The 14,413-nt window shown below is 38.9% G+C and carries 13 protein-coding genes; 9 read left to right on the top strand and 4 right to left on the bottom strand.

Translation table 11 applies throughout. The annotated features are described in order from the left end of the window. Positions 1 to 27 precede the first annotated feature (27 nt). The gene (locus ACSYSK_RS07010) at positions 28 to 750 is read right to left on the bottom strand and encodes a carboxymuconolactone decarboxylase family protein (RefSeq protein WP_491714431.1); all 723 of its coding nucleotides are present in this window, start codon (positions 748 to 750) and stop codon (positions 28 to 30) included. 236 nt (positions 751 to 986) lie between these two features. On the opposite strand from ACSYSK_RS07010, the gene ACSYSK_RS07005 reads away from it, so the two are divergent. Next, on the top strand, positions 987 to 2,360 hold the full coding sequence (locus ACSYSK_RS07005; RefSeq protein ID WP_491715848.1) for an ISNCY family transposase: 1,374 nt from the start codon (positions 987 to 989) through the stop codon (positions 2,358 to 2,360). A gap of 319 nt (positions 2,361 to 2,679) precedes the next feature. Then, on the top strand, positions 2,680 to 3,012 hold the full coding sequence (locus ACSYSK_RS07000; protein ID WP_491714430.1) for a hypothetical protein: 333 nt from the start codon (positions 2,680 to 2,682) through the stop codon (positions 3,010 to 3,012). Positions 3,013 to 3,278: 266 nt separating this feature from the next. Here the strand turns inward: ACSYSK_RS07000 and asnA are convergent, their stop codons facing one another. From asnA to ACSYSK_RS06985, 3 genes are all read right to left on the bottom strand, one after another. After that, positions 3,279 to 4,286: an aspartate--ammonia ligase gene (gene asnA / locus ACSYSK_RS06995; protein ID WP_491714429.1), complete on the bottom strand. Its 1,008-nt coding sequence runs from the start codon at positions 4,284 to 4,286 to the stop codon at positions 3,279 to 3,281. A gap of 597 nt (positions 4,287 to 4,883) precedes the next feature. Continuing rightward, positions 4,884 to 6,059: a site-specific integrase gene (locus tag ACSYSK_RS06990; protein ID WP_491714428.1), complete on the bottom strand. Its 1,176-nt coding sequence runs from the start codon at positions 6,057 to 6,059 to the stop codon at positions 4,884 to 4,886. A 56-nt stretch (positions 6,060 to 6,115) separates the two neighbouring features. Further along, a complete protein-coding gene (locus ACSYSK_RS06985) occupies positions 6,116 to 6,724 on the bottom strand; it encodes a helix-turn-helix domain-containing protein (protein ID WP_491714427.1) in 609 nt (202 codons plus the stop codon). Positions 6,725 to 6,906: 182 nt separating this feature from the next. Between ACSYSK_RS06985 and ACSYSK_RS06980 the strand changes: the two genes are divergently transcribed. From ACSYSK_RS06980 to ACSYSK_RS06950, 7 genes are all read left to right on the top strand, one after another. Further along, positions 6,907 to 7,182, top strand: a complete 276-nt coding sequence (locus tag ACSYSK_RS06980) for a helix-turn-helix transcriptional regulator (protein WP_491714426.1) — start codon at positions 6,907 to 6,909, stop codon at positions 7,180 to 7,182. 141 nt (positions 7,183 to 7,323) lie between these two features. Next, positions 7,324 to 7,689 (top strand): hypothetical protein, encoded by a 366-nt coding sequence (locus ACSYSK_RS06975; protein ID WP_491714425.1) that lies wholly within the window; start codon positions 7,324 to 7,326, stop codon positions 7,687 to 7,689. Between the two features lie 10 nt (positions 7,690 to 7,699). Then, the gene (locus tag ACSYSK_RS06970) at positions 7,700 to 8,488 is read left to right on the top strand and encodes a bifunctional DNA primase/polymerase (RefSeq protein ID WP_491714424.1); all 789 of its coding nucleotides are present in this window, start codon (positions 7,700 to 7,702) and stop codon (positions 8,486 to 8,488) included. Next, positions 8,488 to 9,885 carry a virulence-associated E family protein gene (locus tag ACSYSK_RS06965; protein WP_491714423.1) on the top strand — a complete coding sequence of 466 codons (1,398 nt, stop codon included), beginning with the start codon at positions 8,488 to 8,490 and terminating at the stop codon, positions 9,883 to 9,885. Before ACSYSK_RS06970 ends, ACSYSK_RS06965 begins: the two co-directional genes overlap by 1 nt. 753 nt (positions 9,886 to 10,638) lie before the next feature. Continuing rightward, complete coding sequence (locus ACSYSK_RS06960) at positions 10,639 to 11,085, top strand: ArpU family phage packaging/lysis transcriptional regulator (protein WP_491714422.1); 447 nt, start codon at positions 10,639 to 10,641, stop codon at positions 11,083 to 11,085. A 1,730-nt stretch (positions 11,086 to 12,815) separates the two neighbouring features. Then, on the top strand, positions 12,816 to 13,604 hold the full coding sequence (locus ACSYSK_RS06955) for a tyrosine-protein phosphatase (RefSeq protein ID WP_491714421.1): 789 nt from the start codon (positions 12,816 to 12,818) through the stop codon (positions 13,602 to 13,604). Between the two features lie 111 nt (positions 13,605 to 13,715). Continuing rightward, positions 13,716 to 14,399 (top strand): MgtC/SapB family protein, encoded by a 684-nt coding sequence (locus ACSYSK_RS06950; protein WP_491714420.1) that lies wholly within the window; start codon positions 13,716 to 13,718, stop codon positions 14,397 to 14,399. Positions 14,400 to 14,413 lie beyond the last annotated feature (14 nt).

Raw genomic sequence — 14,413 nt, 5'->3', positions numbered from 1 at the left:
ATTTCATCTCAGGTCTATTTTTTATGCTTATAGGTTATTATACTGTTCGTCACTCACGGGTTCGAGCCATTCTGCTTGTCCGGTGGTGATCGCTATGTGACTGAACCAGCTATCTTTTGTAGCGCCGTGCCAGTGTTTAATGCCGTCATGAGTAACGACTACGTCGCCTGGATTTAGTAACTGGGCTTTTTTACCCTCTTCTTGGTACCAGCCCTGTCCGCCAGTCACTAGTAAAATTTGACTACCGTTGTGATGAATGTGCCAGTTATTGCGGCAGCCGGGTTCAAAGGTCACGTTATTGACGGGGACGCTCACATCACCGCCGGCATCAACTAACGCGTTGTTATAGCTTTGACCGCTGAAATATTGCGCAAAAGCATCGTTTTTAGGACCGGTTGCGAAAACTCCTGGTTGTTGGGTACTATTTTCGTCGGTGGTCCAAATTTGTTTAGCGCGGTTGAAAGCGGACCAAGCCTTGGGCCAGCCAGCGTAAAATCCTAAGTGGGTGATCAAAGCAACGATCTCTTTTCGGGTGATCCCATTTTGCTTACCGATTTTGAGGTGGTCTGCTAGTTGTTCGGTATTGCCCGTAGCGATTAGGGCAGAAATCGTGATCAAAGAACGATCGTGAGCGGAAAGTTCATTTTCCTTACTCCAAACTTCACCGAATAAGACGTCGTCGTTTAGCTGGGCGAATTGGGGGGCAAAGTCGCCTAGTAATTGGTGCCCAGCGGTTTGTTTTTTAGCCATTAAAATTCCTCCTATTATTAAGATAAAGTTAGTAACAATTGCAGTATATAACTTAAAGTACACTCTAAGTCAATGGCTTGCGGCGAAAAAAAGCTCTTTTGTCATTCACATCTGATAATGTCTTAAGTAATCACACGAGAAAATGTCTCAAATAACTAGAAAAATTCCTCCGCTTCTGCCAAAATAATTAGGCAAATTATACAGCGGAGGATCTTATGAGAAAGGTTTACTTAACGATGAAAGAAGCACACAAATATCGAATTATCAAAAACGTAGCTGAAGGTAAAATGCCTAAAACTAGAGCTGAGGTTCAACTAGGGGTAACCAGACGTCAGATTGATCGGTTACTTGTCCGTTACAGAACAATTGGTAAATCAGCTTTTATTCACCAAAATCGTTTGAAAAAGCCCAAGCACGCACTTTCCCAAACAACACGTTCAACTATCGTTGAACTGTATCAAACAAAATACGTCGGCGCTAATTTCACTCATTTTACGGAATTATTAGCCGAACATGAAGACCTTAAATTCAGTCGGTCAACAATCGCTAATATCTTAAAACAAGCGAATATTTTATCGCCTAAGGCTCATCGGCGAACCAAACGACTGCACCGAGAAAAGCTCCGAAAACAAGCTATGAAAACTAAAACAGTCGCTAAATCAGATAAAATTTTAATTCCAGGAGAAACTCACCCTAGTCGCCCACGTAAAAAATATTTTGGTGAATTAATCCAAATTGACGCTAGTGACCACTTATGGTTTGGCAAGCAAAAAAGTCATTTACACGTGGCAATTGATGACGCAACTGGAACTATCGTTGGTGCTTACTTCGATCATCAAGAAACCCTCAAGGGTTACTACCACGTTTACCATCAGATCCTAACCAATTATGGCATTCCATATGAATTTTTCAGTGATCGGCGAACGGTATTTGAATATCAACGCAAACACCAAAAACAGGTTGAAAATGATACTTTTACGCAATTTGGTTATGCTTGTCAACAACTTGGAACTAAGATTTCGACCAGTTCTATTCCACAAGCAAAAGGGCGAGTTGAGCGTCTCTTTGAAACGCTACAATCTCGCCTAATCACTGAATTACGTATTCATCAAGTAGCTACGCTAGCTGCGGCCAATGTATTCCTAGATTCCTACATCGAAAGATACAATGCGCAGTTTGCCCTACCGATAAATGATACCACATCAGTGATGGAAAAAGCACCCGTAACAACTAAATTAAATCTAATTTTGGGCACTTTAACTACTCGTAAGATCAATACAGGTAATCACTTTTCATTCCATAAACAGGCTTATTTACCGGTCACATCGACTGGAAAAGGAGTTTATTTTCAACGTGGGACAGAGGTGTTGGTTATCAAAGCCTTTGACGGTGAATTGTACGCTTCGATCGCTGAAGGTTTATATCGTGTGCGTCGCTTAGCGGCACATGAGTTACGATCCCAGGAATTCGACGCCGTACCTCAAAAACAAAAAGCGAAAAGAAATTACATTCCACCGCTTTCGCATCCCTGGAAAGCAGCCAGTTTTAACCGCTATTTAGCTAAACGCGGGATCACACAAGCAGAATTTGAACAGGAGCGCTACGCTTAGCACAGCTTTTTTCGTCGGTCGACTCAGATTAAAGCAACACATCGCCTTACAGAGGTCAAGGGCGGCGTAGCCGTTTATTTTACCCTTGACCTTCTGTGAGGCGGTGTGTTAGGCAACCATTTCGACTGACAAAAAAGCTGAGCATCCCCTTTTTTCAGAGGGAGATAGCCCAGCGGCTTGAGCGCTAATTACTCGCTAATGTTTATATTTTTTTGAGACATTTTCAAAAACGATTGACATGGCTTGCGGCGAAAAAAAGCTCTTTACGCTGTGTTTATAGTGGTATAATGAAGTAATAATGATTAAAGGAGCGATTAAAATGAAAAGTTTACATATTAATGATATTAATTATGAGAATTATAGTTTAGTAGGGATCACCGTTTCTTTTGAAAAGGGTCCGGATAATCAGGATATTCCGGTATTACATTATGACGAAAAAAAATCCCGGTTGACGGATGAAAAACACGGCGTCAACGTACCGCGCTTGAACTTTCACGTACTAGATAATCGCCATTTGGGAGTAGAGGTATTGTTGGATAGCGAACGCCACTTTTTGTCGGTTTCTGATATGAAGCATTCGCTAGAAAAAATTGAAGCTTACCGCACATTTTGCGAGCAGATCAACGAGGCAATTACTGACGCTTTTTTGTAAAAAAGCTGTGAGTCAAGCCGATTAGCAGTCGTGGACTAAGTGGCAGCGACAGAACAATTATGCAACACTCAAAAAGGAACTGGGACAAAATTTTTATCCCAGTTCCTTTTTAAATAGCTATAAATGGTAGACTGATCGTGCTCCAAAAAGCAGTATTTATACCTAGTTACGTTTCAAAATAAAACCAAAGTGCGGGTTTTACTTTGAAACTAGGCTAGTGCTCAACTTAACCGTTTTTGTCCCAACTTTTTTCGTTTGCTACTATATTATAGTAGGTGGATCTGATGAGCTTCACATTTTTTGATCGTTTCTTCGGGCCATAGACTGGCTTGGACTTCGCCAATATGGGCTTTTCCTAGCAGTAACATGCATAAACGAGATTGTCCGATACCGCCACCGATCGTGTAGGGCAGTTCTTGATGTAAGATCATTTGGTGGTAAGGTAATTTTTCGCGGTCCTGTGCTTTGGCGGCTTTAAGTTGACGTTTGAGGGCGTCTTCGTCTACCCGGATCCCCATACTTGAAACTTCTAGTGCTTGTTGCAGCGGTTCGTACCAGAATAAAATATCGCCGTTAAGTGACCAGTCGTCGTAATCGGGAGCACGACCGTCATGGCGTTTGCCGCTTTTAAGCGGACCGCCGATCTGCATTAAAAAGACGGCACCGAGTTCTTGGCAAATAGCGTTTTCTCGTTCGCGGGGCGTCATTTCCGGATAGCGGTCTTCTAATTCCTGGGTCGTAACAAAATGGATCTGATCAGGTAGGTGATAGACTGCAGTTGGGTATTTGTACCAAACTTCGTCTTCCATGTGTTTGATCACCGTGAAAATTTGGCTGACGGTTTCCTTTAACGTTTCAGTCGTCCGTTCTTTTTTGGCGATCACTTTTTCCCAGTCCCACTGGTCGACGTAGATCGAATGAAAGTTGTCTAACTCTTCGTCTTTACGGATCGCGTTCATGTTAGTGTAGAGTCCTTGATGCATTCCGAAACCGTATTTTTTAAGCGCAGCACGTTTCCATTTAGCCAGAGAATGAACTATTTCTACGCGGTGGTCGCCTAAGCCGTGAACGGTAAAGTCAACGGGAGTCTCGACGCCGTTTAAGTTGTCGTTAAGACCAGTTTCGGGGGCAACAAACATCGGTGCCGATAGTCGTTCAAGGTGCATCGCTTTGCCGAATTCGTCTTGGAACGTTTCGCGAATGTAACGAATGGCGGCCTCGGTGTCGCGGACGGATAATTTAGGATCGTAGTCTTTAGGAATGATGGTAGTCATAATAGTTCCTCCTTAAAAATTAAATAATTGCAATTAAATTTAGCCAATAAAAAAATCTTTCGCCCCTATGCAAGGGACGAAAGATTCGCGGTACCACCCAAGTTGCTTATATATTATAAGCCAGCTCAATAACGTACTAACATACGTTTCCAGTGGTAACGAACCGGACAGGCGGCAAAACCTACTATGGTTTCAGCTTTGCGACTTACAAAAAGTGTTATTCAACAAGCCAGTAACTATTCCGGGTTCCCACTATTCCCGCTTCACTGTCATCCTTAACTTGTTTACTTGTCTTTTTATTGTCTTTGCTTTAATTGATTATTATCATAACAGAAAAAATTAAAATTGCAAGAGCAAAATAACAAAAAAATTAAAACAGCTGTCGAATAATTAATAAAACACAGAAATTACGTCGCTGAAACTATTAAATTGCTGCTAAAGTTGAGCTTCGTTATTAACCATTAGCTATAATGTATAGAATGCTGATAAATCAACATTCATGATTTTAAAAATTGCCAAATATTTATGAAAATGTACAGTTTTTGTTAGCTTTTAGTTAGCCTGTTAGCCTCTAGTTAGCCTCTTGATCGTGCTAAATTAAAAGTTGACGAAGGCCGTGAATTTATCCGGTATACTTTCTAATTGCTGATCGGTTAGTGCTGTATAGATGTTTAGTGTAGTTTGGATATCTTTATGTCCGAGTTGAACTTGTAGCTCCTTAGGCTGCATGCCGCCTTGAATTGCAAGAGTAGCATATGTGTGTCTGAATCCGTGTGGTGTTATACGTTTTATATTACACATTGAACATATTTTTTTTAAATACATTGAAATTGTTGCAGAATACAGAAGAGAATTTTTCTTGTCAGTAAAAACCAGCTGATTAGGTTGCATGGTGTTAAATCCGCATGCTAGCATTATTCTGCTTTGTTCAACACGCCATTTTTTTAAAACTTTAGTAGTGACAGGGTCAATAAAAATTGTACGATTGCTATTTTCAGTTTTAGGGGGTTGAATAATTAAGCCTTGTGACGTCTGAGCTTTTGTTTTACTAATTGAAATACTGTTGTATTTAAAATTTACGTCGGACCAAGTTAATGCCGCTATTTCTCCAGATCGTGCCCCAGTAAATGCTAACGTTCTAAATAAGGGGTAACATTGCTTATTTTTCATTTTTCTACTGTATTCAAGAAATGTTTTCAATTCATTTTTTGTGTAGTAATTTTTCTGTGAATTAATCACGTTAGTAGGATCTTTGCGGCGCAAATCTCGTTTTTTTTGCTGTCTTTTTTTAGGAATAATCACAGCTTTAGCCGGATTGCTAGTTAAATATTTCATCCTTACAGCATAGTCAAAAATTTTGATTAAATACCTAAAAATTGAATTGTAACGCTTTAAAGGTTTATTAAACCAAGTGTTAACGGCCTGCTGGCATTGAGAAACTGTGATGTCTTTAATAAATTTTTTCTCAAAAAATGTTAAAATGTTATTGTCCGTATCACTTTTAACAACTTTGAATGTAGATCCTTTAACAGTATTTTTGTAATTATCCAGCCAAAGCTTATATACTTGTTCAAAGGTTAGATTTTCATCAACTAAGAGGCTTTCAGTTTTTAGCTGCTTTTCAAGTTTGGCAGCTGCGACGGAGGCCTCTTTTTTGGTATCGAAACCTGCGCGTTTCTTGATGATCTGCTTCCCCTGTTCATTACGACCAGCAAATAGTTGAAATTTCCATTTGGTACCCTGTTTAGTTTGATATTTTTTGTATGATGCCATTGTTCATTTTCCTTTCATAACTCCGCTGGCTGGCAAGTAGTTATGTAAAAGAAAAATTATAGAGATAGAAACTTACCCTTTGATGTGTCAAATGATATATCTTTAAAAAAAATTACGTTGTTAGAATTTATACCTTCAAAAAATGAAAATTCTACAGAGCAATCAAGAATACCGATTTTTTTTAACTTATAGTCTTTAACAATATTTTCAAGATATTGTAACAAAGTATTGATAACAGTATTTTTAAATTGTGGTGGTAATCCTTGATATATTGCTCCAAAACCTGGTAATTCTGTATACATGGTGAAGTAATAGTCATGATCGTTTAATCTATCTTCTGTTTCATTACCAAAATTATCAGTTGTAAAGATTACATGAAGAGAAAAAAGTTTTCTTTCCATACCCTTAACAACTTCTATAAGTAAAGCATCTTCCTCGTAGGAGGAATCCTTAAAGTTAAAGATATATGGAGAGTAGACAAAAAAATTATTTGGGCTAACTTCTAAATAATTACATAATGTATCAACAGTTTTTATAGAAATATTCCCCTGTGGGTTATTTATCATATTTGATAACGTGTTGCGAGAAAGTCCAGTATCTTCGACTACCGTCTTAATTGATAGATTCCTTTCTGCCAATAAAACATTTAATTTATTTGCTAGCATGTTAATTCACCTTACTTTGATGTATTCATTAAAATTATACTTCAATTCAGACATAAATCAATATAAATAGGCAAATACCAAATATAATACTTGATTTAATTATTGGATAGTAATAACATATAATCACTAAATATCTATTTAATTGTGCAAACACACATTTAATTGTAAAAGGAGAATTATGAATGCAAATGAATATAGCTATGACACAAGATTTTGAAGAGCAATTGACCAACAAGGTGGTTGAAGTGGTTAGCGATGCACTAAACGGTACTGCCCCTCGGAAATCTTACCCGCAATACATGGGTAAAGGTGAAGTATGTGACTACCTAGGAATTTCTCGCAGCACGTTAGACCACTGGATCAAAAAAGGTACCGCACCACGTTACACATTGATCGGTGGCACATATCGCTTCAAGCGTTCTGAAATAGATCGTTTTATGTTAGAAAACGCTCGGTAACATGATAGCCATTTTTTGGTAGTCACGGAAAAGCCACCGTTTTACTCAGTTAAAAAAATAATATGCTGGCTGGCAAGTGGGACTGAGTAAGTGTTATGACATCGCTGGTATTTAAACAAGTATAGAAAGGAAGTTTTGCCAATGAACAAAAGAAAAGACATAGAAACATCGCTGAACACAAAAAAGCCACGCTCAACCGTCCAAAGTGAAAGCGTGGCACTGCTTAACAAAACACGTGGTAATTCTATCACAACACCGGATAGTAAACCAGTGACAGCTGAATTTTTAATGCATGCCGCTTGGAAAATAGGAAATATTGCTACCCAACTAAAACTAGCCTGGCTTTATTTGGACGCAATAAATTACGGTTCACAAAAAGAATCGACTCTTTTAAAAAGAAACTTTTTTGCCAATGGACTGGATAGTTTAGAAGATAGCCTACAAATTACTTATAACAGTTTAAATGACATTGCCGATACTATTTGCCCGGATACCGTTACGGATTGAGGTGAAACAGATGACCGAATTTAGTGTATTAGATCAAGCCTTAAAATTAGCAAAGCTAGGGTATGAAGTTTATCCCCTAGCTCAAAACACTAAACAGCCACTCAAAGGTAGTCACGGGTATCTTGATGCCACTAGCGATGTAGCAACGGTGTTCGAACTCTTTCAACATCCTAACTTAAACATCGCTTTAAGGTTAGATACTAGCAACTTACTTGTAGTTGACGTAGATTTACACGATGATAGCAAAAACGGCAAGCAATCCGTTATTAACTGGCAAGAACAAGGCAAAAAATTGCCAGCTGCTACCTATATCGAAAAAACACCACATAACGGATTACACTATTTTTATCGCTATACTGGCAAACGGGTACACTTAACGAACATCGCCCCAGGAATTGACGTACTGAGTGATTTCTGTGTAGTTGCACCCAGCGAGACACCAGCGGGACAATACAAACCATTAAGAAGTGAACAAACTTTAAGTGATGTGCTAGATTGCCCTCAGTGGTTAATTGAATTGATTAAACCCCAGCGACAGCGTATCAAACAAAATACTCGTTCCAAGAAATGGACTGGTAAGTTACTAGATGAAATAGTATGCGGCTGCGATGTTGGTGAAAGAAATACATGGTTAACTAAGATTGCCGGCAAATTGTTTTGGAGTGGCGCAGATAGTAAAACTATTTATAACTTGATGCTATTGATTAACCAAAACTTTATTGACCAACCGCTTAGAGACAATGAGGTTAACCAGATATTTGCTTCAATTTTAAAACGCAATAAGGAAGTGAGCGTGTAATGCCGATAGTTGAAATACCTAACACATTGAAAAAACAAGCTAACCAAGCTGACGCATTATTAAAAGCTCACACTTGGCAAGATGATCTAAGGCTAACAAATGAAGGTGGTATCAAAGTCCGCTCAGTATACAACATTAAAATGCTGGTCAAAAATGATGAATTGCTAAAAGACGTTATTGCTTACGATGATTTTGCTGAGATGGTTGTAGTATTAAGAGATGTACCAGAATTGAAGATTACTGAAGGATTTTGGAACGATGCTGCTGATGCCATTTTAAGAGAATATTTAGAAAGAAAATATGGGTTATTATTTGGTAAAGACAATATCAGTGATGCGGTCATTAACGTCTCACGAGAGCAAGTTATTAACCCCGTTAAAGAACGAATAGAACAAGTTAAGTGGGACGGAACACCAAGAGCCGCTAACTACTTTATTGACTACTTAGGCGCAGAAAATAACGACTATACCCGCTCAATTACCAAGGTATGGCTGACTGGATTAATTACCCGAGTTTATCGCCCAGGAGTTAAATTTGAGATCGTACCAATCTTAGAAGGTAAACAAGGTATCGGCAAAAGTAGCGCCGCCAGAATTCTTTGCCCTGATAAATTTAATGATAGCTTAGCGGGACTAGGTCAAAATAAAGATGACTATCAGCAATTAAAGGGTTCATGGATTATCGAAATTGCAGAATTATCAGCGATGAAAAAGACCGAAATTGAGAAAACTAAAAACTTTATTAGTGCGCAAGTTGATACTTATAGAGCTTCATATGGGCACTATAACCTACCACATCCGCGCAAATGTGTGTTCATCGGAACTACTAACCAAACGGATTATTTAAGAGATGCTACTGGCGAACGTAGATTTTACCCGATTAAATGCGGTGTTACCAAGCCAACTAAAAACGTATGGCAACCAAATCAAAACGAAATAAACCAGCTCTTAGCCGAAGCCAAAAACTGGTTTGATAATGATGAACCACTTTACCCAGATAAAAAAACAGTCCACGCTGCGAAAGACTATCAACAAGCAGCTAAGTTAATCGATCCGTTAGAAGAGGCTATTAAGCATTTTGTTGCTTTAAAAGTTCCCAAGAACTGGCACGAGCTTTCAGTTAGTGATAAACAATTCTACGTTCGTCATGACGGAAATATCGCAGGCTCAAAGTGGTTAAAAGATAAGTGTAGCACTACTTTAATCGACCTTAATTATACCACAACGGCAGAAATCTTAGCAGTAGTATTCAACAAAACAGTTGACCGTTACTTATCGGGAAGAACACAAAGTGAGGCCAAAAAAATTAAACTAATCATGGATAGCTTAGATGGCTGGAAATACAAAAGAAGTATGGCAAATGGTAAACAAATTCGTGCGTATTTTAGATTAGTTTAATACTTTTGTTTTAAACCGTGGCAACCGTGGCAATAGTGGCATTATTGTTGATATATCAATATTTTTAAGCAATGGTTACGTGGCAAGGTAGTGGCAACTACGTGGCAAGCTTTACGGCCTTGCCACCATCTTGCCACGTTAGTCTTCAATGGTGGCAAGGGGTTAACGTTGATATAACAGTGCTTTTGCCACTATTGCCACGGTTGCCACGTATTTCATCAAAAAACTAAGTTAAGCAGAAGATTTAACAAATGTGTTTTAGTAGTAACCTACAAACGAATCCATGACTATAACCACAAACCACTGTAATACTTTTATACCCCCCTCACCTTGAAATATTGGTATATCAAAGATTAAGGAGCGGCACCAGCCTCTCAGCTCACAATAAATTAGTTTTTTAAAATTTTTGCCACCAGCTAAACTCAGCTTTAAGCAGCAAATACAGCTGATAAACTGGTGTTAGACGAAAGTATTTAATTACCTAGGAAGGGTGCAAAAACATCGCTAAATCAGCCCTGAATAACGATATAGGACATGTTTAATAAAAACTAAGAACCTATCAAAACCTTACTTTTTTTGCTTAAACCTGAGATAATCTAATATTTTTCATAGGAGGGTGGAATTTTACGCTCTCTTAATCGGTCACAACGCGCTATATTTTATTTTAGCAAATAAGTTACCCGTTAAAATGATGAACTAAGGCTTTAAATTGACCTGAGAGCACGTTTAATAATCAAAATGGAGGTTTAAAGTGTGATTTTACCTGAAATCAACAAAAAAGAAACGGCAAAACGCGTGCGGAAATTCTTAACTAAAGATTATTTACATGCCGTAAGACTAGCAGGAAAAACACCCGGAGCATTAAGAGGAGCAGTATTAATAGGGGTACCTAGTAAAAAACAAACAACTGGTTTTAATTACGATCGAGCAATTATTGCTCACCTGAGTGCTGAAGAAACAGTTAATAGCGTCGCGCAAGCCACAAGGAAATTCGTCGAAAATGAACCAGAGCTAGGTCAGATTTTTCTAGCTAAATACGGCGATCATCTAAAGAATTTTCAAATTGAAATGAAATTCGGATACGGTAAAACAGCAATTGCGTATAAACTACAACAAGCTTGTTGTCATTTCGCTGATTACTATTTCGGTTTAACCGGTGTTGAACTGCAAGTATATCAGCCACCACGAACTGTAATTTGATTAATAAGAGAACAGACCATCAAAGGCTTACAATGCGTCTGAGAGCACGATAACAGCTTAAAATTAGGTGTAGCGATGTTAATTTGAACCCCGTACCAAAAAGTACGCCCCCTTAACCAGCGCAATCTTGCGCACGTTGAATGTGATATAATAAAAAGGAACCCTCAAGTGAAAGCTTGAGGATCCAATATATTATTTACGGTGGTTATTAATCCAAACGTCATATAGACGTAGGGCAACACCAGAAATAACATTAATCAGTACACTAAGTACCAATTGAGTTACGAACGAGAGCATGAGGTAATCACCTCTTTTGTTCCATTACTAAGGGGTAGTTAGTCCCTTCGGAACATTGTTAATCATACCAACAATAACTACTGTAATCAATTTACTTTTTCATTGACTTATTAAGGGCAATGCTTTACGATTATGTTGAACGAGAGCATAAGAGGCAATTCCTCTTTCGGGCTAGTTACCCGTTTATAAGTTTACTCCTAACCGGGTAAGCTTATTTTTTGCGCTAAAAAAATCCCCCGCAATTACGCGAGGTGACCACTTGCCAACTAGTATTTTAGATTTTGTTAGTAGGTTGACATACCTAACTTTATAAAATGTTGATATATCAAGAATTATCATTAAAAATTTGCTATACACTATAATTAATCAGATTGAGATAAAATTCGGTTATAGTTATACGTCGATGTCGTATAGGCTGCGGCAAGCGCGATGCCACTTTGCTGATTATTATGTTGGTGTAACTGGGGTTAAGTTACATGTGTATGAGTCTAATGCGTGAGTTCCTGTTGACTAAAGCGATGAAATACAGCCTTAAAACACGCGTGAGAAGCATGAAAATCATTCGATTACGGGGATATTGATGTTTTTATCAATAAATAAGATGATTCTGAACCACCCGCCCCGATTTTGGGGACGGCTAATTTATTAATACAGATAGTCGAGCGCAAAGTTGGGCCCGGCTGTTTTGAAACTTAGTATTGACCCTGTGATGTCCTCAAAGTTAGGGACTATTATTTATCGTATGTAGGAAGTTGGAACCTTATCTTACACCCTCTTACCCTGTACCATTTAGTACGCCCCCTTAACCAGTGCGATCTTGCGCACGTTGAATGTGATATAATAAAAAGGAACTCCCAAGCACAGGGCTCAAGGGTTCCACTTTGTTATTTACGATATTTATCGATCAAAACATTGAAGTAATGCACGATCACATCGTAAACAAGTTTACTCAATACGCTAAGTATTAAGTCTTTTAAGAATAACAAGGCAGCTTCACACCGTTTTGTTCCGTTATTAAGAGGTGATTAAGCTCTTCGGAACATTAACAATTACCAACGAAATTTGCTTTAATCAATATTTTTTTAGATTGACTTATTTAAAGTTAATTGTCTATTATTAATGCGTAAGAATAACAAGGGGTTATTCACCTCTTTCGGGCTGATTACCCGACTTAATAAGTCTATTCTTGACCGGGTAGGCTTATTTTTTTGCACTAAAAAACGCCTTGCGTAATTACAAAGCGTCTTACTTGCCAGCCAGTATTTAGATTTTGTTAGCCTCTAGTTAGCCTTTTTAGCAATTTTATTTTTTCGATTGTTGCTATATCAACGTTTATATATGTTGATATTTAAACTATTAAATTGCTGCTAAATTTGCTATGCTGAAGGTAATAATAATTTCAAGTTAAAGTAGGTGTTGAAATGGAGGAACACATGGGACAAATTTTATTACCGATCAAACAGGGCTTTAATTTTAGGGACTTAGGAAGTTATCGGACTATCGACGGTCAGCATCTAAAAAAACATAAGCTGATCCGTTCGGGCAGTTTAGCCAAACTAGCACAAGAAGACATTCAGTATTTAGACGAGTACGGTGTCAGGTACGACGTTGACTTTCGCTCACCGACCGAAAAAAAAGAAGCGCCGGACCAAAAATTACCACAGGCGCAGTATTATTTTATGCCGGTTTTTTCGGAAGATGAAACTAAAAGTAGTAAACAAGACCAAGCGCAACGTAAAGAACGACTGAGTCATCCGGGTGCTGGCTTGGAACAAATGTTACACGCTTACCGCGACATCGTTTTGTCGGACAACTCTAAAAAATCATACCGGCAATTTTTCGACGTGTTGTTGGCTAACGACCAACCGGACCAGGCAGTACTTTATCACTGTTCGGCTGGCAAGGACCGGACGGGCATGGCTACGGTCTACTTACTGACGGCTCTAGGAGTGGAGTGGAAAGTAATCAGCGATGATTATTTGATTTCTAACCGGTACCTTAAAGAGCACTTACGGCAAATGGAAGAGGCCTTAGGTGCGAAGGACGATTTAGTTTACCTGACTAATATTAGGGCTTTGAATACCGTTTCGCGTGACTACTTAATGTGTGCGTTAGACAATATCGAAAAGCAGTCTGGATCACTGAAGAATTATTTAGAAACCGAGTTACACCTGACTAAGCAACAGCAAAGTGACCTAAAGAAAATTTATTTAGCAGACTAAAAGAGCACCTCACTGGATTTATCACTAACTTGAAGCATATTAACGTGCAAAATTGCTTAATTATGCTAAGATAGAATATTGACAAATCTAAGTGGAGGTGTTTTTTTGTCATTGGCTCAAGAGGCTGACTGGTTATTACGTCTCTTCGTGGCAGCTGCTTGTGGGGGCCTGATCGGCTACGAACGTTCTAAACTGCGGAAGAGTGCGGGGATCCGGACTCATATGGTAGTCAGTATGGCGGCGGCGCTGATCATGATCGTTTCTAAATATGGTTTTTATGACATGCTGGGCTTGCATAACATCGCGTTAGATCCGTCACGGGTCGCTGCTCAGATCGTCAGTGGGATCAGTTTTATCGGTGCGGGAACAATTTTAGTGCGGCGTTCACAGGTCAGCGGCCTGACTACCGCGGCAGGAGTTTGGGCTACGGCTGCGATCGGAATGGCCGAAGGTGCCGGATTATATCTGATCGGTATCATTGCTGCCTTACTGATTGCGTTGATCCAGCGGTTATTTCATGATGATACCTTTATCAATAAGGTAATGCCTTATGTGCGTTTACGGTTACACATCGAAATTAACAAAGAGCAGATCTCATTAGCGCAGTTACAGGAATTTTACACGCAACACGAAGCTAAAGACGTTGATTTTCACGTCATGGCGGTGACCGTTGATCGGATCAGTCTGGAAACGGACGCCTTGGTCAAAAAACAGTATGACACCAACAACTTTTTGTTGGAACTCAAACAGATGGCGGGAGTAAAGTCGGTACAGATTTCCAATATGAGAGAGTAAATTTTTGAATTAGA

It is taken from the genome of Ligilactobacillus sp. ESL1201, assembly GCF_058503265.1.
This window is presented reverse-complemented; position numbering and strand designations above follow the sequence as displayed.